Source organism: Marinobacter sp. es.048 (assembly GCF_900188435.1).
In the GTDB taxonomy this organism is placed as follows: Bacteria; Pseudomonadota; Gammaproteobacteria; order Pseudomonadales; family Oleiphilaceae; genus Marinobacter.
This window is the reverse complement of sequence record NZ_FYFA01000001.1, coordinates 2,113,271-2,131,715: the sequence shown is the minus strand read 5'-3', so window position 1 is coordinate 2,131,715 and position 18,445 is coordinate 2,113,271. Positions and strand designations below refer to the sequence as shown.

Sequence of the window (18,445 nt, the reverse complement as noted above, 5' to 3'; positions counted from 1 at the left end):
GGAATTCCCGGCCCTTTTCGTTTTATCTCCACTGAATCCGGCTCAGAACTGATAGCCTACGCCCAACGTAAATACCGCCGGATCGAGATCCATTTCGACAGTCTCATCAATGGCTCCGGAGAATTCGGCGTCTGTCGCCAGGGGCGTATAGCGAACGTCAAAATTGACCAGCACCGGCACCCCAAAATCCAGCTCGACACCAGCGACAACTGTGGGATCGAAGGTGCTGTCCAGGTTGACATCAAGGCCGGACAGGCTGGCGTTTTCATCGTAGAACTTGTTGAAGGCAACCCCTGCTCCCAGGTAGGGAGTTACCGCCGACGTGTCCTGAAAGAAAAAATTCACGGTAAGATAGGTGGGTACATATTTAACATCCCCGATGTTGCCAATCCCAAGCTCTTTCAATCGGTGATTACCCTCCAGTTTTGGCGAGTATGGCAACGAGGAACTGATTTCGAGGGACGCATAGTCCGTGAAGAACCAGCCCAGGGCACCGCTGAGAGCAATATCGCTATCCAATTGGACACCGCTTCGGGGTATGGTTGAGAAGCTCTCACTTCCGGTATCCGGGTCCATGGCACTTATGCCCGCCCGGACATAGAAATCACCGGCTCCAGCAAGAACAGGACCTGCCTGACATATCCCGAACAAGGACAAAACTGCCGCGCTGGCCACACGTGAAACAGAAAATACCTTCATGATGTCTACCTCCCATGAACGTGTTTTGACGGGATGATTCAATGCTCTTGTTTATATTCTGAGCTTTTTAAGCGTAGCTACGATTTTCTCCAGCGGTATTGACCGATATCATTAACGTTGAACTTCTCGGGCGTATCCAGGTTGCCTGCCAATCCTCATTCCGTGAGGTGCTCGGAAAGCTTCGCCCTGATTCCGTCGGGAATCGGCAGTGCCTTCTCCGTTTCGTAATCAAAATGAATTAACACTGCAACACCCCGGGCAATCTGCTTGTCGCCCTGCCAGGCTTCCTGAATGACATGAAATGAGGAATTGCCGATCTTACCGATACCTGTTTTGATCGTTACCGGAATATGCCAGTAGCTCTGTGCCATCAGATCAATCTCCAGCCGTGCGATGATCAACGGCCAGGTCTCGGCTTCAAGGGTCGGGTGAAAAATCCGGAAAACCGGCGTCCTGGCCTGCTCGAACCAGACCGGCAGAGTGGTATTGCTGATATGCCCGAGGGCATCGGTATCGCTGAAACGTGGTTCCAGTTCCAGATGAAACATAGCGGCTTCCCTCTTTCTGAAAACCGCTTACTATACACCGGCCGGACGCAAACACCCCAGAACTGTGACTAAGGCACGATACGCAGCAACCGCCCATTGGCGCTGTCAGTGAGCAGATACACCGCGCCGTCCGGCCCGGTAGCCACATCCCGGACCCGTTCGCCAAGCGCTTCGAACAGTGTCTCCACATCGCTTGCTTGCCGGGCTTCCAGCGTGACGCGATGAACGCTTTTGTCAGCAAGGGCGCCTACCAGGAGGTTTCCCTGCCAGTCCGGAAACAGGTCACCCCGGTAACGTGTCATCCCTGAGGGGGCGATTGAAGGCGTCCAGTGCAACAACGGCTGCTCCATACCCTCCTGCTCAACAAACGGCGTGATCATGGCTCCGGTGTAGTCGATGCCGTGAGTGATCACCGGCCAGCCATAGTTGTGCCCCGGCTCGATAATGTTGATCTCATCCCCACCACGCGGGCCATGCTCATGGGCAATCAGCAGGTCCTCAACGGAATCGTAGACCAGCCCCTGAACATTACGGTGCCCGTAACTGTAGATTTCTGGAAGAGCTTCATCCCGACCTACGAAGGGGTTGTCGTCGGGGGCCGTGCCATCCGGGTTCAGCCGGACAATTTTGCCCAGATGACTGGACAAATCCTGAGCCTGCTCACGGTAGTCGAACCCGTCGCCAAGAGTGACAATCAGCGTACCATCCGGAAGCCATGCCATTCGGCCACCGTAGTGGGCGCTGCCCTGCTTCGCCGGTTTGGCCCGGAATATCTCGACAACCTCCCGCAAGGCCATGCTCTGTAGCTGGCCGCGGGCAACGCAAAGATGATTGGCAGATGCAGCGCCACAGGCGTAGGCGAGAAAAATCTCCTGGTTGGAATCAAACTCTGGCGACAACAGGACATCAAAAAGGCCTGCCTGCGCATCATTGAAAACCGGCGGCACACCGGTTATCGCCTTCGGCTCCAGCTCCCACTCCCCTGAAATGCGCCGCAACTGCCCGGCCCGCTCGGTTACCAGGGCCCCGCCACCTGGAAGAAAGGCCAGAGACCAGGGATGCTCCAATCCGGAGGTCACCGTCTCTACGGTATAGTCGCCGGAAGACTGGGCCTGTGCCGGCCCAGGCAGCGGCCCGAGGCCTGCTGCCAGGCAACAGGCCAGCAGGGTTTTTGAGGTGTGGCCACTGACACCCGCGAACGGTTTGGCGGTCAAGCGGGCGAACAAGGCACCGGCAAACGCCGCCGTTAACAACATGGCCAGCAATCCACCCGCGGACCGGGTCGCTGCAATCAGCGTCGGCATGGGTGCCAGGGCGTTGACAATCATCAGCGCCGTCCAAAGCCCGGCTGCCCCCGCCAGGGCGAACAGTGGTACCCGCAGTCCACGCCCTACGAGCCGGGAAACGGTCGCAGCGACACTCTGGGAAACCAGGAAACTGACGCCAAACAGGATCAGGTAGAGCGGCGCAAAGGAGGCCAGGTCATGCACGGTGGCGGAAACGCGGGCGTCAAGTCCAACCGCCACCCCCATAGCCTGAAGGGCCAACAGGTTTAACTGTGTCTGAACCACTGTGCCAAGAACCACCCCGACCAGCAGTGCCACCAAAAAGCTGATGACGTTTATCTTCAACTGCTTTCCTGCCATTGTTTCCGCCTCCAAAACCCTTTGCCGTTTATACGACCAATTCTGTCAGATACAAACACAAAAAAGCCGGAGCATCACGCTCCGGCTTTTTCGAGGCGGTTTCAGACTGCAAACTCACTGTTCCACAAACGCCCTCTCGATCACGTAATGCCCCATGTCGCCACCGCGGGCTTCCTTGAATCCCATGTTGTTCAGGATGGAGCAGGTGTCCTTGAGCATGCTCGGGCTGCCGCAGATCATGAAACGGTCGGTCTCCGGATCGAAATCCGGCAAGTCCAGATCACGGGTAATCTTGCCGGTTTCCATCGCATCGGTCAGCCTACCCTGATTGCGGAATTCTTCCCGCGTGACGGTCGGATAGTAGACCAGCTTGCCCTTGACCATTTCGCCGAAGTATTCGTTCTCCGGCAGTTCCTCGATTTCCTTCTGATAGGCCAGTTCGGAAACGTAACGAACGCCATGGGTCAGGATAACCTTGTCAAACGCCTCGTAGACCTCAGGGTCCTTGATGATGCTCATGAACGGCGCCAGCCCTGTGCCGGTGCTGATCAGCCACAGATTCTTGCCCGGCAGGAGGTTATCCAGAATCAGGGTTCCCGTCGGTTTGCGGCTCACCAGGATCTCATCGCCCACCTGGATTTTCTGCAGGCGGGATGTCAGTGGGCCGTCTTGCACCTTGATCGAGAAGAACTCAAGCTCCTCCTCGTAGTTGGCACTGGCAATACTGTACGCGCGCATCAGCGGCTTGCCCTCGGTCTCCAGACCGATCATGACAAAATGACCGTTCTTGAAACGAAAGCCCGGATCCCGGCTTGTAGTGAAGCTGAACAGAGTATCGTTCCAGTGATGAACGCTGGTAACTTTCTCTTTGATCAGGTTGCTCATGAAAACCTCTTGCCTGTTCGATACGCTGTTTTACGGCGAATGATTTAACTTTGGATTGCGCTAATTCTAACCCGGCACTAACCTATCGGGAAAATGGGATATTCTCATAACCTTATTCGAGTGGGCCGATTAAGAGCAAAAAGTTATGAAATACAGTTTCCGACAGCTGGAAGTTTTCCTTGCAGCGGCGCACTACCAGAACATTACCCGCGCGGCCGAATCACTGGCCATGTCGCAATCCGCGGCCAGCAGTGCGCTGAAAGAACTGGAAAACCAGTTCGATATCCAGCTGTTTGACCGCGTTGGAAAACGGCTCCAGTTAAACGAACTCGGGCGGCTATACCGTCCGAAGGTGGAAGCCGTCCTGGCCCAGGCCAATGAACTGGAACAGGCCTTCAGCAAGCACACGGAAGTGGGTGCTCTAAAAGTGGGCGCCACGCTTACTATCGGCAACTATCTGGCCGTGGGTGTCATGGCCCAATACATGAATACCCCTACACACCCGAGAGTCTCCCTGGAAGTCGCCAATACCAGCACCATCGCAAGAAGGGTGAAAGATTTCGAACTGGATATTGGCCTTATTGAGGGGGAGCTGCAATCTTCCGAACTGGACGTGCTGCCCTGGCGAGGAGATGAATTGGTGATGTTCTGTTCGCCCAGCCATCCTCTGGCCGGCAAAGCGTCCCTTTCAGATGAGGACCTGCGCAACGCCACCTGGATAATGCGAGAACAGGGCTCAGGCACGCGCCAAAGCTTTGAGCGAGGCATGCACGGCCTGTTACCGGATCTGAACGTACTGCTGGAACTGGAACACACGGAAGCCATCAAGCGCGCGGTAGAAGCAGACCTCGGCATTGGTTGCCTGTCTGAAGTCGTGCTGGCCGACGCCTTCAAGCGTGGCAGTCTGGTGCCGCTGACCGTCCCTGCGCACCGACGGTTTGATCGCCAGTTCTACTTCATCCTGCACAAACAGAAATATCGCAGCGCTGGCATTGATGCCTGGATAGATCTGTGCAGGCAGCTACGCTGAAACCGGCCCACTGTGGAACCGGAACTCCGTATCCGGATTCTCGATCAACGCTTTCTCAAGCGCCAGAAAATCGCCCACGCGCGCCTCGATCGGCCCACCGGCGGCCTGCTCTGCCAGAGTCAGATAATCCTGGTAATGCCGGGCTTCGGATTTCAGCAGACTGATGTAGAAATCCGCCAGCTTTTCATCCAGGAATGGAGCGAGCGCGGCAAACCGTTCACAGGAGCGTGCCTCGATGATGGCGCCTACAATCAACACATCCACCAGACGCCCGGGATCTTCTGACCGGACTTCCTGTCTCAACCCTGCAGCGTAACGAGCCGGTGTGAGGTGGCAATAGTCCACGCCCCGCTTCTTCATGATCAAGAGCACCTGTTCGAAATGCCGGAGCTCCTCCCGGGCCAGCCGGGACATCTTGTTGAGCAGATCGGTATTGTCGACATACCGATACATCAGGCTGAGCGCTGTGGAGGCTGCCTTTTTCTCGCAATGGGCGTGATCGATCAGCATCAGGTCCTGGTTCGCCAGGGCATTGTCGATCCATCGTTGCGGGGTCCGGCACGGAAGGAAGTTATGAATCTCTTGCAGGGCGTTGTTCATGGCTCGGTATGTTGATTGATTTGCGGTTGGCGAGTATAGCGCACTTAACAGATCTCTCCGACCTCTGTCCAACTTAACTTTATAAGGGGTTTCCTATAGAATGCAGCGCCAGATTAAGGAGTCTCTGAATAAACCCTGAAACCCCATCGGTGATTTGAGGCATTATTCAGAGGCTCCTGCGGCCTTTCCGCCAAAAACCTCCCGCCAAGGCATGAAGCCAACGGCGCGGGACATTCCAACTGATGAGGGTCCATATCGTGTTAGAAGCCTATCGTGAACACGTTGCTGAACGTGAAGCCCTGGGTATTCCTCCCAAGCCCCTGAACGCCGAGCAGACCGCTGCTCTGGTCGATCTGCTGAAAAATCCGCCGGCCGGTGAGGAAGATACCCTGGTGTATCTCCTGGAAAACCGCGTACCGCCGGGTGTCGATGAGGCCGCATATGTAAAGGCTGCGTTCCTGACCGCCATCGTAAAAGGCGAAGCCTCTTCTCCGCTGCTGGACAAGCAGACAGCGGTCAAGCTGCTGGGTATGATGCAGGGTGGCTACAACATTGAGACCCTGGTTGACCTTCTGGACGACTCCGAACTGGCCGAACTTGCAGGTGAGCAGCTGAAGCGCACACTGCTGATGTTTGACGCCTTCAACGACGTGAAGGAAAAAATGGACGCAGGCAACCCAGTTGCCAAGGCAGTCGTCGAATCCTGGGCCAACGGCGAGTGGTTCACCAACAAGAAGAAGGTACCCGAGAGCACCAAGATGGTGGTGTTCAAGGTCACTGGCGAAACCAACACCGACGACCTGTCTCCGGCCCCGGATGCGTGGTCCCGCCCGGACATCCCGCTGCACGCCCGTGCTGCCTACAAAATGGAACGTGACGGCCTGAAGCCGGAAGAGCCGGGTGTAACCGGCCCGATGAGCCAGATCGACGAGATCAAGTCCAAAGGCCTGCCTGTTGCCTTCGTGGGTGATGTGGTCGGTACTGGCTCCTCCCGTAAGTCGGCCACCAACTCCGTTCTGTGGTTCTTCGGTGAAGACATCCCGGGCGTGCCGAACAAGCGTGCCGGCGGTGTCTGTATCGGTAACAAGGTTGCCCCCATCTTCTTCAACACCATGGAAGATGCCGGTGCCCTGGTTTTCGAGGCCCCCGTCGACGACATGAACATGGGCGACGTTATCGAGATCCGCCCGTATGAAGGCAAGATCCTGAACGAGGCCGGCGAGACTATCTCCGAGTTCAAGTTCAAGTCCGAGGTAATCCTGGACGAAGTTCAGGCCGGCGGTCGTATCCCACTGATTATCGGCCGTGGCCTGACTGCCAAGGCTCGTACAGCACTGGGCATGGGCGCGACCGACCTGTTCCGCCTGCCGAAAGATCCCGAGGCCGGCACCAAAGGCTTCACCCTGGCCCAGAAGATGGTCGGCAAAGCCTGTGGCCTGGAAGAAGGCAAAGGCGTTCGTCCGAACACGTACTGCGAGCCACACATGACCACCGTAGGCTCCCAGGACACCACCGGCCCGATGACGCGGGACGAGCTGAAAGACCTAGCGTGTCTGGGCTTCCAGGCCGATCTGGTCATGCAGTCTTTCTGCCACACTGCTGCTTACCCGAAGCCGGTTGACGTGGAAATGCAGCACACCATGCCGGACTTTATCCGTACCCGTGGCGGTGTTTCCCTGCGCCCGGGCGACGGTATCATCCACTCCTGGCTGAACCGCATGCTGCTGCCGGACACCGTAGGTACCGGTGGTGACTCCCACACCCGTTTCCCGATGGGCATCTCCTTCCCGGCCGGTTCCGGCTTGGTGGCGTTTGCCGCGGCGACCGGCGTTATGCCTCTGGACATGCCGGAATCCGTTCTGGTTCGCTTCAAGGGCGAAATGCAGCCAGGCATCACCCTGCGTGATCTGGTACACGCCATCCCGCTGTATGGCATCAAGCAGGGCATGCTGACCGTTGAGAAGAAAGGCAAGATCAACGAGTTTTCCGGCCGCATCCTGGAAATCGAAGGTCTAGAGCATCTGACGGTAGAGCAGGCATTCGAGCTGTCCGACGCTTCTGCCGAGCGCTCTGCTGCCGGTTGTACAATCAACCTGTCCGAAGAGTCCGTGGCCGAGTACCTGCGCTCCAACATCACCATGCTGCGCTGGATGATTGCCGAAGGTTACGGCGACCCACGTACCCTGGAGCGTCGCGCCCAGCAGATGGAAGAGTGGCTGGCTGATCCGAAGCTGATGCGTGCCGACAAGGACGCGGAGTACGCCCACGTGGTGGAAATCGATCTGGCCGAAATCAAAGAGCCGATCGTATGCTGCCCGAACGACCCGGACGACGCCCGGACTCTGTCCGAAGTGGCCGGCGACAAGGTAGACGAGGTATTCATCGGTTCCTGTATGACCAACATCGGTCATTTCCGTGCCGCCGGCAAGCTGCTGGCGCAGAACAAGGAACCCCTGAAGACGCGCCTTTGGATGTCACCTCCCACCAAGATGGACCAGGCTCAGCTGATGGAAGAAGGCTACTTCAACATCTACGGCACCGCCGGTGTTCGCACCGAGATGCCGGGCTGCTCCCTGTGCATGGGTAACCAGGCACGTGTCGCGGCCAAGAGCACCGTGCTGTCAACCTCCACCCGTAACTTCCCGAACCGTCTGGGCGATGGTGCCAACGTGTACCTGACCTCCGCGGAACTGGCAGCGGTTGGCGCGGTACTGGGCAAACTCCCCTCCGCCGAGGAATACATGGAGTACGCCAAGGACCTCAACAGCATGTCGAAAGAGATCTACAAGTATCTCAACTTCGACCAGATGGAGAACTACACCAAGAAGGCTGCTGAAGCGAACGTCGCTTAAGGCCTGACCTTCAAGGTCGAGCTCCGTGCAAACGCCAGCCCCCGGGGCTGGCGTTTTTAATTGTCTGCTAGAACAACACCAGCCTTATCAGTATGGCAGCCAACATCGTCAGGGTAATCCACTTCACCCACTTTGCGCCCCAATCAGCGCCTTCGCGTCAGGCCACACCGAGGGGCACGATCAGCACCGGACGTTTCGAGTTGGTCAGTGTTTTGGTCGCGGTAGAGCCAATCAATGCCTGCCCTAACGAGCTGTGCTTGCGAGTTCCCATAACGATCACATCGGCATTCATGTCGTCGCCGACCTCAAGAATTTTACGCCAGGGCGTACCTTCCTCGATGCGCGCCTCAATGTTCTTCAGGCTTAACACTTCGTGCTCTTCCAGTTCTTCCGCACAGAAACGTTCAATTCGCTCGCGGACCTTGACACTCAATGCTTCAACGCCCTTCTGCAGCATCTCGTCGAGCTCGCTTTTTTCCATCATGTTACTCAACAGGCTGCGAGTTGTACCCGACAAAGACTCAATTACATGCAGATAGGTGATCTGAGCCCCTGAGTAATGGCCACACAAGCTGACCGCTGCCCGGAATGCCGGACGGGAACCTTGTTCGAGATCGGAGACATATAATATTTTTTTTACGTCATGAAACATTTTTTCTCCTCTATCCACCAATGAGAGATGAGGCTGTGCCGCTTAATGGTAAAGCAGCTCCGGCAAAAACAGTGCAATCTGAGCAACAAATACAATCAGCGCCAAGCGCACAATATCGGCACACCAGAACGGGGTAACACCCTTGAAGATAGTGCCCGTTTTAACATCCCGCAATACGGCACTGAGCACAAAGACGTTCATGCCGACGGGTGGCGTGATCAGACTGATCTCTGTCACAACAACGACAACTATTCCAAACCACACCAGATCGAAGCCCATACTTTCCACCAGCGGATAGAATACGGGCACCGTCAGCAGGATCATCGACAAGCTCTCAAACACCATCCCAAGCACAATATAAATAGCCAGAATTGCCAGAATCACGAAAATCGGGGCCACATCCAGCCCAGTCACAAACCCCAGCAGCATGTCTGGCAGCCCGGCCCGGTTAATAAAGTCCGAGAAAATCAGCGCCCCGATCACCACGGCGAACAGCATCGCGGAAGTGCGCGCTGTATCCGTCAGTGTTTCGAAGAGCGTTGCAACAGTAAGGCTGCGCCGGGCAAGGGCAATTATGAAAGCGCCACCGGCACCGATGCCCGCCGCTTCCGTCGGCGTGAAGACACCCAGATAGATACCGCCCATGACGACGGTGAACAACAGTAAAACGCCCCAAACGTCTTTCAGGGCGCGCAAACGTTCCGGCCATTCGGCTTTCTCGCCCGCAGGGCCGGCGCTGGGATCCCGCCAGACGACATAACGCACCGCGACCATATACATCAGCATGCCGACGATGCCCGGAATGAAACCGGCGGCGAACAGTTCACGGATAGAGGACTCCGTCAACAGGCCGTAAATAATCAGAATGACGCTCGGCGGAATCAGGATTCCCAGAGTGCCGCCAGCAGCAATAGAGGCGGTAGCCAACGAGTCGGCATAACCGTATTTGCGCATCGGTGGCATGGCGACCTTGCCCATGGTGGCCGAGGTTGCCAGACTGGAGCCACAGATCGCCGAGAAACCGCCACAGGCTACTACCGTTGCCATGGACAATCCGCCCTTTCGATGGCCGAGGAAGGCATTGGAAACCTGATAAAGCTCTTGGGCCAGGCCGGAGCGGGTCACGAGGTTACCCATCAGAACGAACAAAGGAATGACCGAAAGGCCATAATTCTGGACCGTATCGATCACCCGGTTCGACGCCATGGACAGGGCACCCCGCCAGCGGAAATCCATGACGTTGTTCAGGTCCAAGCCCATCAGAAAGGCAAAACCAAAGAAACCGACCAGGCCCATGGCAAAGGCAATCGGCACCCTCAGAACCACGATCATGAAAAGGAGAACGGCAAAGCCGGTCAGCACGACGGTCATAGAATTTCCCGTAACTGAGTGATTTATTTTTCAGGAGTGAACAGGATGCGATAGACGCCGAGCGTTATCATGCACGCGGCGGTAAGCCAGCTCATGATGGCAATGTACTCGGTGATATACCCACTGGGCAGGCCGAGGAATTCCGTCACAACACCACGCCGTATTGATCTCTCGCCAAGCTCAAAGATTCTTACTGCAAGGAAGTACATCGAAGAGGAAATAATCAGGGCGGAAATCAGTCCGAGAGCCTTCAATACCGCCTGCCCTAGCACTTTATCCAGAAGATCCACCACGATATGCCCGCCCCGATAGGTGATAACGGGCATCGCAGCGAATACCATCAGAGCGAGGCCAAGCCGGGTTAGCTCGGTGGCACCGGGGATGGGATTGTTGAAAAGATAACGACCGGCCACATCCAGGCAGGTAGTCAACATGAGCAGGAAGAGAACTGACGCTGCTACAACCTCCAGAAAGAAGACCAGCCACTTGGCTGGCCCTTTCTCGCTGTAGTGCCTGTTGACCCATGTAGCGAGAGACATGAGGTTACTCCTGGTGCTCACGCTCATACTCTCGGGCTACGGTCCGCAGCTCTTTGAGCGCCTGCCCGGCATTCGGGGCACGATCAGACACATTCTGGATCCACTGCTCATCCATACCCTTAATCAGCTTCTGGAACTCCTGTGCCATCGGATCCCCTTCCTTAACGCGAATGATGTTGACGCCCGCTTCCTGCGCGGCCTTCAGGCCCTCGTCATCAATACCATCCCAGGCACGCCCGGCCAGGGCGGAGAGTTTTTCACCCGATACGCTCATGATCGCCTCGCGATCCTTGGGGTCCAGCTGTTCCAGGAAGTACGGGTCGATGAACATGGAAAAGCTACCGAGATACATGCCTCCAGGGAGCATGGTAACGTTGGGCGCAACCTCTTTCAGACGCAGAGTCTTTTGCTCACCAATGGGAAGGAAGGCTCCATCTATCACTCCTTGCTGCATCATTTGATAAACTTTCGGGGCTGGCGCCGAAACCGGAGTCACGCCCATTCGCTCGCCAAGCTCGCTCTGGACGCCGCCGCCAATGCGAATCTTCTTGCCCTTTATCTGTTCGAAAGAAGTGATTGGCTCAATGGAATGGATATAGCCCGGACCATGAGTAAACATGCCCAAGAGGGTCAAACCTTCAAACTCGCCGGAATCCATGAAGTACTTGTTATACACCCGCCAGAGTGCTACCGAGCCTGCCTCAGCGCCTACACCCAGGCCCGGCAACTCCACAATCTGGGGCAATTTAAAACGTCCCGGAACGTAACCGTGGTAACTGAATCCGGCATTGACAACACCGTCCTCCACCAGCTGGAACATGGTTTTCGGGTGGCCCAGATCGTTTTCGATTTCGACCTTAACCCGTCCTTCGGTTGCCTCTTCGACCCATTTGGCCCAGGTCGGCCATACCTCAGCGTTCTGTGGGTTGGTCGGCGGCAGCCAGGTCCCCACGTGCAGCGTCGTGGCAGCGAAAGCGCTGCCGGATATTGCCAGCCCGAGTGAAAGGATAGCGGCTTTGGTGAAGTGCTTTGTTTTTGTCATAACGGCCTATCTCCTGATTGTTTTGTACTTTTTACTTGCTTTGCCGCGGCCCTGAAAGGCCCGCGAATCTTTCTGAAGCAGCGACTACAGGTCCTGCAGCGCCACCGGTATCAAACTCTCGTCAGTTATTTGAGAACAGAGGATGAATATTGTTCTTGTTGAACTTGAGAACAGGATCCAGCTCGGTCATCTCGAATGAGATCTGGCAATAGCTGGTATCGGTGACGGGTTTCATCCAGTCGCAGAGAATGTCGAACACCCGCTTTGCGACTTCCTTTTTCAGCGCCATGTCCCGACCATGGCCAATCTTCAGGGTCAGATTGAGGAACGAGAAGTCCTCCCTGCCATCCGCAACCCGGAAGTCATCACAACGAATAGCCCGACTACGAACGCCACCGATGGGGAAAGCCCCGGTAGAGACAACGTATTCGTGTAGACGTGAGAACAGCGACTGGAATTCCAGACGGTCGTGGAGGTTACCTGAATACTCGACGATGAAATGAGGCATAGGATGAGTCCCGGTTGAAAGGTTCATCGTTGTTATTGGACGTCCCCGGCAACATTCGCAAGACGGGCACATCCCAGAATCTAATTAACATATTAAGTTTTGTCAACTCGGTCCTGAAAATGAAATTGGCCCGGAAATGAGCGTTGAACAGCGCCCAACCGGAGGCTTGACTTAGTTAATATGTTAACTAAAATACCAAATAGACCGGCTCGGCCCATCGCCTGCCCCGGTCTCCAGACTCGGGCCAATGCAGCCCGCGAAAGACCACCATGGGTCATCCACCCGACAACAAAAAAGGTGCATTGCAAGCATGTTGACGAAAGATCAGATCGAAACGGCTGCCGACCGCCTGTACCAGGCTGAGACCAGCCGTAAACAGATCCCGGCCCTGACCCTTGAGCATCCGGACATGACGATGGACGAGGCGTATGCCATCCAGAAAGCCTGGGTGGATCGCAAGGTGGCCGAAGGTCGTAAGGTGATCGGCTACAAGATTGGCCTGACCTCCCGTGCCATGCAGATGTCGTCAAATATCGACGAACCGGACTATGGCGTGCTGCTTGATGACATGCTGCTCGAGGATGGCGCCACCATCAAGGCGTCGGACTTCCTAGATCCGCGCATAGAGGTCGAACTGGCCTTTGTTCTGAAAAAGCCCCTGTTCGGCGACAATGTCACGATTTTCGACGTGATCAACGCAACCGACTACATCATCCCGTCCCTCGAATTGATCGCGGCCCGCTGCCTGCGTACCGATCCCGGAACCGGCTACACCCGCAAAGTCTACGACACCATTTCCGACAATGCCGCCAACGCCGGCATCGTTATGGGAGGTCGACCCATCAAGCCAATGGACATGGACCTGCGCTGGGCCGGTTGCATGCTGTACCTGAACGGCCAGATCGAAGAAACTGGTCTCGCTGGCGGTGTTCTGGGCAATCCGCTCAAGGGCATTTCGTGGGTTTGCAGGCGCTTTGCGCCACACGGCGTTGGCCTCGAACCGGGTCAGGTCGTTCTGTCCGGCTCCTTCACCCGTCCGGTCCCGGTCAAGGCCGGCGATACCGTGCATGCCGATTTCGGTTCCCTGGGTGGCGTCGCCCTGAACTTCGAATAAACAGATTGCACCGAGGAAACGACCATGGAACTGCCCAAGAACCGTTTCAAACAGGGGCTGGCCACAGGTGAAACCCAATATGGGCTCTGGCTGGGCCTGCCGGACAACAGCGCGGCCGAAATTGCTGCTGTGGCCGGCTTCGACTGGTTACTCATCGACGGCGAACATGCGCCGTTTGACCTGCGCACAATCCTTTCTCATCTGCAGGCAATGGCGCCTTACGACGTCGCCCCGATCGTGCGCTGTGTCGAAGGCGATACCGCACTGATCAAACAGCTGCTTGATATCGGTGTGCAGACCCTTCTGGTACCGATGGTCGAGGACGCAGAGCAGGCAAAACAGCTCGTGCGGGCGATTCGCTATCCACCGGACGGTATCCGCGGCCTCGGCACGTCGCTCGCTCGGGCGGCCCGCTGGAATCAGGTACCGGGCTATGTGAAAAAGGCCAATGATGAGATCTGCCTGATTGTCCAGGTGGAAACCGCCAGCGCCATGGACAACCTCGACGAGATCCTGGCAGTTGAGGGGGTGGACGGAGTTTTCATCGGCCCGTCCGACCTGTCCGCGTCCATGGGCTACATCGGCGACGCTGGCAACACGTCGGTCGTCGACACCATCAACATGGGGCTCGGCAAAATACGAGCTGCCGGCAAATACGCTGGCCTGCTCTGTCTCGACCCATCCCTGGCAGAGAGCTATGTCCAGCAAGGCGCCAATTTCGTTGGCGTGGGCGTCGACACCATGATCCTCGCCACGGAAACTCGCAAGCTGGCGCAGCGATTCAAACAGGGCGCTCCGGTTGAAGACGACAAACCCAAGGCCGGCTATTGATAAATGCCCCCCGTAACAGCAAAAGGTTACTCATGACAGCAAACACCCTGGTTAACAGCAAGCTCGTCTGCGTCGCACTGAATGACAAGTCGCAACTGGCAGCTCTGCAAGACACGTTCAACGAGGCGCCCTACAAGAAACCACCGACCCAACCGGTGCTTTACTACAAGCCGCGTAATACCTGGAACGTGGACGGTGCCGAGGTGGAATGGGCAAAGGATTTCGATGGCAACGATGTGCCAGCCATGGTCGTTGGCGCCAGCCTGGGCGTGGTCATCGGCCGGGAGACCTGCCGGGTCAGTCAGGCCGAAGCACTCGATTATATCCGCGGCTACACCATCGTCTGCGATTTTTCCCTTCCCGAGGTGAGCTACTTCCGGCCCGACATCAAAGGCAAGTGCCTGGACACGTCCGCACCGGTCGGGCCGGAGATCGTGCCGGCCGACATCGTTGCCGATCCGGAAGCCCTCACTGTCACCATTCAGATCAATGGTGAACAGAAAAGCGCGTTTCCGTTGGCAAATATGGAGCGCAGTGTTGCCGAACTGATCAGCAAGATCTCCCGGATCATGACCCTGCAACCGGGAGAGGTCATCGCCGTCGGCTTTGCCGGTGACCGGGTCCCCGTGGCGAGGGGCGACAGAGTGGAAGCAACCATCAAGGGTGTCGGCACCCTGACCAACACACTGGGAGACGCCTGATCCATGAGACATGCACGCATCATTTTCGAAGGCCGCGAGCTCGATATCGACATCGACGCCAACGATCGAATCACCACCACCGACGGCCGGGAGCTGGACGTAACCCTGGATTCCGATGACATCACCTGGCTGCCACCGGTCAAGAAGCCTGGCACCATCTTCGCACTGGGCCTGAACTACGCCGACCACGCCACGGAACTGGCGTTCGAGCCGCCCAAGGAACCGTTGGTGTTCATCAAGCATGCCAATAGCCTGACCGGGCACAAGCAAGTGAGCTACCGCCCCGACAATATCGAGTTCCAGCATTACGAGTGCGAGCTCGTGGCGGTAGTCGGCAAAGCGGGCAAGAACATCAAACGTGAAGATGCGATGGATTACGTCGCAGGCTTCACCGTCTGTAACGACTTTGCCATTCGCGACTATCTGGAAAACTACTATCGCCCGAACCTGCGGGTGAAGAGCCGGGACTCCCTGTTGCCGATGGGACCATGGATTGTCGACCGCGATGACATCGCAGACGTCAATAACCTGCGCCTGACGACCGAGGTCAACGGCAAGACCACCCAGGACGGCTCAACGAAAGATATGATCTTCGACATTCCGTTCCTGGTGGAATACCTGAGCAAGATCATGACCCTGAACCCGGGTGACATGATCGCTACCGGCACTCCGCACGGCGTGGTCGATATGCAGCCCGGAGACACTGTGGTCTGCACGATCGAAAACATCTGCTCACTCGAGACACGCATCGTCTCCGAGAAAGAGTACTACGGCGACAAATACTGAGCCTTCAGGAGAACAATCATGAGCGATACCAACGCGACCAACCTGGAACGTGCCCAGCGCTACCTGGAGCGCTTCAGGAACACCACCACCGGCCATTACATCAACGGCGAATTCACCCAGGGTAACGGCGGCAAAGAGTATGACAACATCACGCCGACCGACAACAGCGCCATTGGCAAGATCATGGCCGGCTCCACGGACGATATGGATGCGGCCTGCAAGGCAGCCGAGGATGCCTTTGAAGCCTGGGCGGCCACACCGGGCGCCGAGCGCAAGCGATTACTGAATAAATTTGCCGACCGATTGGTCGAGCGGGCCGACGAAATCGCCCTGGTCGAATCCATGGATTGCGGCCAGGCGATCCGCTTCATGAAAAAAGCAGCCGAACGCGGCGCGGCCAACTTCCGATTCTTCGCCGACAAGGCACCGGAAGCCCAGGACGGCCTTGCCCTTCAGCAACAGGAACACACCAACTTTACCGTCCGCAAGGCGATCGGTCCCGTGGGCATCATCACGCCCTGGAACACACCATTCATGCTGTCGACCTGGAAAATCGCGCCGGCGCTGGCGGCGGGCTGTACCGTTGTCCACAAGCCGGCCGAGTTGACGCCCCTGAGTGCGCATATCCTGGCAGAAATCGCCGATGAAGTGCTGCCCAAGGGAGTCTGGAACATGGTCAATGGCTTCGGCGAGAGCGTTGGCAAGCGAATGACCGAACACCCTGCCATCAAGGCGGTGGCACTGGTGGGAGAATCCGCCACCGGCTCCCACGTTATGCGCCAGGGTGCCGACAGCCTTAAACGCATGCACTTCGAGCTGGGCGGCAAGAACCCGGTCATCGTGTTTGACGACGCCGACTTCGAGCGGGCGCTGGATGCAGTCGTTTTCATGATCTACAGCCTCAACGGTCAGCGCTGTACTTCCTCGAGCCGTCTACTGATCCAGAGCGGCATTCGTGACAAGTTCCTCGCCGCACTGGAACAGAGAGTACGCAATCTGAAAGTCGGTCACCCGCTGGATCCGAATACCGAAGTCGGTCCGCTGGTCCACACGGAGCATTACGACAAGGTTTCGAGCTACTTCGACATTGCCAAAGAGGACGGCGCCAACATCGCCGTGGGCGGCAAGCGCATCACAGAGGCGCGCGGCGACCTGGACCCGGCCGGCAACTATCTGGAGCCAACCCTGTTCACCGAAGCCACCAGCAGGATGCGCATCGCACAGGAAGAGATCTTCGGCCCGGTACTGACCACCATCACCTTTGATACCGAAGAGGAAGCCGTTGCGATCGCCAACGATACGGAATACGGACTGTCCGGCTATATCTGGACGGAAAACACCGGCCGCGCCATGCGCATGGCCAAGCACGTCGAAGCTGGCATGCTCTGGGTGAATTCCGAAAACAACCGCAACCTGCCCTCTCCGTTCGGAGGCATCAAGATGTCGGGTATCGGCCGCGACGGCGGTGACTGGAGCTTCGACTTCTACATGGAAACCAAGAACGTCTGCATCGCCCACGGGACCCACCGGGTTCCGCAGCTTGGCAAAGGCTGATTGCAGGCTCAAGACCGAAGCAGCCGGAGCCCCATGCCGCGGCACGGGGCTCCGGCCCTTTCGGACTTTTGCTATATTCGCCCTATGAGCGAAGCCAATCACACCGAATGGATTCCCAACATCATCCTGGGACAGGATTACGACAGGCGCTATCTCGATGCGCCCATACATTACGATGTGCTGGAAAATCTGGCTGATTTCTATGGCCGCGACATGCCGGTGCACCGCCACGCCCAGTATGTCCAGATCCACTATATTGATCGCGGTACGATCGATTTCCATATTGATGACAAGGTCTATGAGGTAACCGGCCCCAGCTGTTTCTGCACGCCGGCCTCCATTCCCCATTCCTTCCGCACGGATCCCAGCGCCCGTGGACACGTACTGACGATTCACCAGTCCCTTGTATGGCAACTGATGCAAGACAATGTCGGTCGGGACATTGATACCAGCCTCACTGAAGGTATCTGCCTGGAACGGGACCGGCTGCCCGGGGAGCAGAAAACCCAGTGGGCACTGCTGGCCGGTATCCTGGAGGATATCCAGCTGGAATGGTCCTCGGATCAAATGGGAAAGGAACTGGCACTCAAGAGTCTGGTCCGGCTGTTACTGATCCGCCTGGCCAGACTCTCTTTCAAACGGTCCGCGAGCAGAACCGTCAACAGCGAGGATCTCCGGCTGTTCCGATGTTTCACCGATATGATCGAAGAACACTACCAGGAGCAGTGGCATCTGCCTCGCTACAGCATGGAAATGGCGATTTCGGAAAGCCGGTTGAACCAGACCTGTCAGCGCATTGCCAACAGATCCCCTAAAAAGCTGATTCACGACCGGGTTATTCAGGAAAGCAAGCGCCTGCTTATTTTCAGCAACCTTTCCAGCAACGAGATTTGCTTCCATCTTGGTTTTTCTGATCCTGCCTACTTCTCACGCTTCTTCAAGAAGCACACCGGGATGACCACCCAGCAATTCCGCAAGAAAACAGCGGTGCGCGGAACACAGTAGACATTCCTTAATACATTAATAAAATAGCCCATTGCTACTTTTTTATATGGCTAGCCAGATCGCCAGAGACCGGACCACTAAA

General features: G+C 56.7%; 18 protein-coding genes. 8 read left to right on the top strand and 10 right to left on the bottom strand.

Going from position 1 to position 18,445, the window contains the following annotated elements:
* Positions 1-42: 42 nt before the first annotated feature.
* From CFT65_RS09870 to CFT65_RS09855, 4 genes are all read right to left on the bottom strand, one after another.
* The gene (locus tag CFT65_RS09870) at positions 43-699 is read right to left on the bottom strand and encodes an OmpW/AlkL family protein (protein ID WP_088827853.1); all 657 of its coding nucleotides are present in this window, start codon (positions 697-699) and stop codon (positions 43-45) included.
* A gap of 155 nt (positions 700-854) precedes the next feature.
* Positions 855-1,247: an acyl-CoA thioesterase gene (locus CFT65_RS09865; RefSeq protein WP_088827852.1), complete on the bottom strand. Its 393-nt coding sequence runs from the start codon at positions 1,245-1,247 to the stop codon at positions 855-857.
* Between the two features lie 68 nt (positions 1,248-1,315).
* Positions 1,316-2,893 (bottom strand): PQQ-dependent sugar dehydrogenase, encoded by a 1,578-nt coding sequence (locus CFT65_RS09860; protein WP_088827851.1) that lies wholly within the window; start codon positions 2,891-2,893, stop codon positions 1,316-1,318.
* Positions 2,894-3,007: 114 nt separating this feature from the next.
* Positions 3,008-3,778: a ferredoxin--NADP reductase gene (locus tag CFT65_RS09855; protein WP_088827850.1), complete on the bottom strand. Its 771-nt coding sequence runs from the start codon at positions 3,776-3,778 to the stop codon at positions 3,008-3,010.
* 145 nt (positions 3,779-3,923) lie between these two features.
* On the opposite strand from CFT65_RS09855, the gene CFT65_RS09850 reads away from it, so the two are divergent.
* Positions 3,924-4,808: a LysR substrate-binding domain-containing protein gene (locus tag CFT65_RS09850; protein WP_088827849.1), complete on the top strand. Its 885-nt coding sequence runs from the start codon at positions 3,924-3,926 to the stop codon at positions 4,806-4,808.
* On the opposite strand, the gene CFT65_RS09845 is transcribed toward CFT65_RS09850, so the two are convergent.
* Positions 4,800-5,408, bottom strand: coding sequence for a tRNA-(ms[2]io[6]A)-hydroxylase (locus tag CFT65_RS09845; RefSeq protein WP_088827848.1), 609 nt, complete (start codon positions 5,406-5,408; stop codon positions 4,800-4,802). The genes CFT65_RS09850 and CFT65_RS09845 overlap by 9 nt on opposite strands.
* Positions 5,409-5,665: 257 nt before the next feature.
* Between CFT65_RS09845 and CFT65_RS09840 the strand changes: the two genes are divergently transcribed.
* On the top strand, positions 5,666-8,260 hold the full coding sequence (locus CFT65_RS09840) for a bifunctional aconitate hydratase 2/2-methylisocitrate dehydratase (protein ID WP_088828207.1): 2,595 nt from the start codon (positions 5,666-5,668) through the stop codon (positions 8,258-8,260).
* 157 nt (positions 8,261-8,417) lie between these two features.
* Here CFT65_RS09840 and CFT65_RS09835 read toward each other — a convergent pair whose 3' ends face one another.
* From CFT65_RS09835 to CFT65_RS09815, 5 genes are all read right to left on the bottom strand, one after another.
* Positions 8,418-8,912 carry a universal stress protein gene (locus CFT65_RS09835; protein ID WP_088827847.1) on the bottom strand — a complete coding sequence of 165 codons (495 nt, stop codon included), beginning with the start codon at positions 8,910-8,912 and terminating at the stop codon, positions 8,418-8,420.
* 42 nt (positions 8,913-8,954) lie between these two features.
* Positions 8,955-10,283, bottom strand: a complete 1,329-nt coding sequence (locus CFT65_RS09830; RefSeq protein ID WP_088827846.1) for a TRAP transporter large permease — start codon at positions 10,281-10,283, stop codon at positions 8,955-8,957.
* A 23-nt stretch (positions 10,284-10,306) separates the two neighbouring features.
* Positions 10,307-10,822, bottom strand: coding sequence for a TRAP transporter small permease (locus tag CFT65_RS09825; RefSeq protein WP_088827845.1), 516 nt, complete (start codon positions 10,820-10,822; stop codon positions 10,307-10,309).
* 4 nt (positions 10,823-10,826) lie between these two features.
* Complete coding sequence (locus CFT65_RS09820; RefSeq protein WP_088827844.1) at positions 10,827-11,864, bottom strand: TRAP transporter substrate-binding protein; 1,038 nt, start codon at positions 11,862-11,864, stop codon at positions 10,827-10,829.
* Between the two features lie 121 nt (positions 11,865-11,985).
* Positions 11,986-12,372, bottom strand: a complete 387-nt coding sequence (locus CFT65_RS09815) for a 5-carboxymethyl-2-hydroxymuconate Delta-isomerase (protein ID WP_088827843.1) — start codon at positions 12,370-12,372, stop codon at positions 11,986-11,988.
* Between the two features lie 310 nt (positions 12,373-12,682).
* On the opposite strand from CFT65_RS09815, the gene hpaH reads away from it, so the two are divergent.
* The 6 genes from hpaH to hpaA are packed head-to-tail and all read left to right on the top strand — an operon-like array spanning position 12,683 to position 18,363.
* Entirely contained in the window at positions 12,683-13,486 is an 804-nt protein-coding gene (hpaH, locus tag CFT65_RS09810) for a 2-oxo-hept-4-ene-1,7-dioate hydratase (RefSeq protein ID WP_088827842.1), read from the top strand.
* Between the two features lie 24 nt (positions 13,487-13,510).
* A complete protein-coding gene (gene hpaI / locus CFT65_RS09805) occupies positions 13,511-14,317 on the top strand; it encodes a 4-hydroxy-2-oxoheptanedioate aldolase (protein ID WP_088827841.1) in 807 nt (268 codons plus the stop codon).
* Between the two features lie 32 nt (positions 14,318-14,349).
* Positions 14,350-15,018, top strand: a complete 669-nt coding sequence (locus CFT65_RS09800; RefSeq protein WP_088827840.1) for a fumarylacetoacetate hydrolase family protein — start codon at positions 14,350-14,352, stop codon at positions 15,016-15,018.
* Positions 15,019-15,021: 3 nt separating this feature from the next.
* Positions 15,022-15,804 carry a fumarylacetoacetate hydrolase family protein gene (locus tag CFT65_RS09795; protein WP_088827839.1) on the top strand — a complete coding sequence of 261 codons (783 nt, stop codon included), beginning with the start codon at positions 15,022-15,024 and terminating at the stop codon, positions 15,802-15,804.
* Between the two features lie 18 nt (positions 15,805-15,822).
* Entirely contained in the window at positions 15,823-17,358 is a 1,536-nt protein-coding gene (hpaE, locus tag CFT65_RS09790; RefSeq protein ID WP_088827838.1) for a 5-carboxymethyl-2-hydroxymuconate semialdehyde dehydrogenase, read from the top strand.
* Positions 17,359-17,391: 33 nt separating this feature from the next.
* A complete protein-coding gene (gene hpaA, locus CFT65_RS09785) occupies positions 17,392-18,363 on the top strand; it encodes a 4-hydroxyphenylacetate catabolism regulatory protein HpaA (protein WP_216360416.1) in 972 nt (323 codons plus the stop codon).
* Positions 18,364-18,445: the final 82 nt, after the last annotated feature.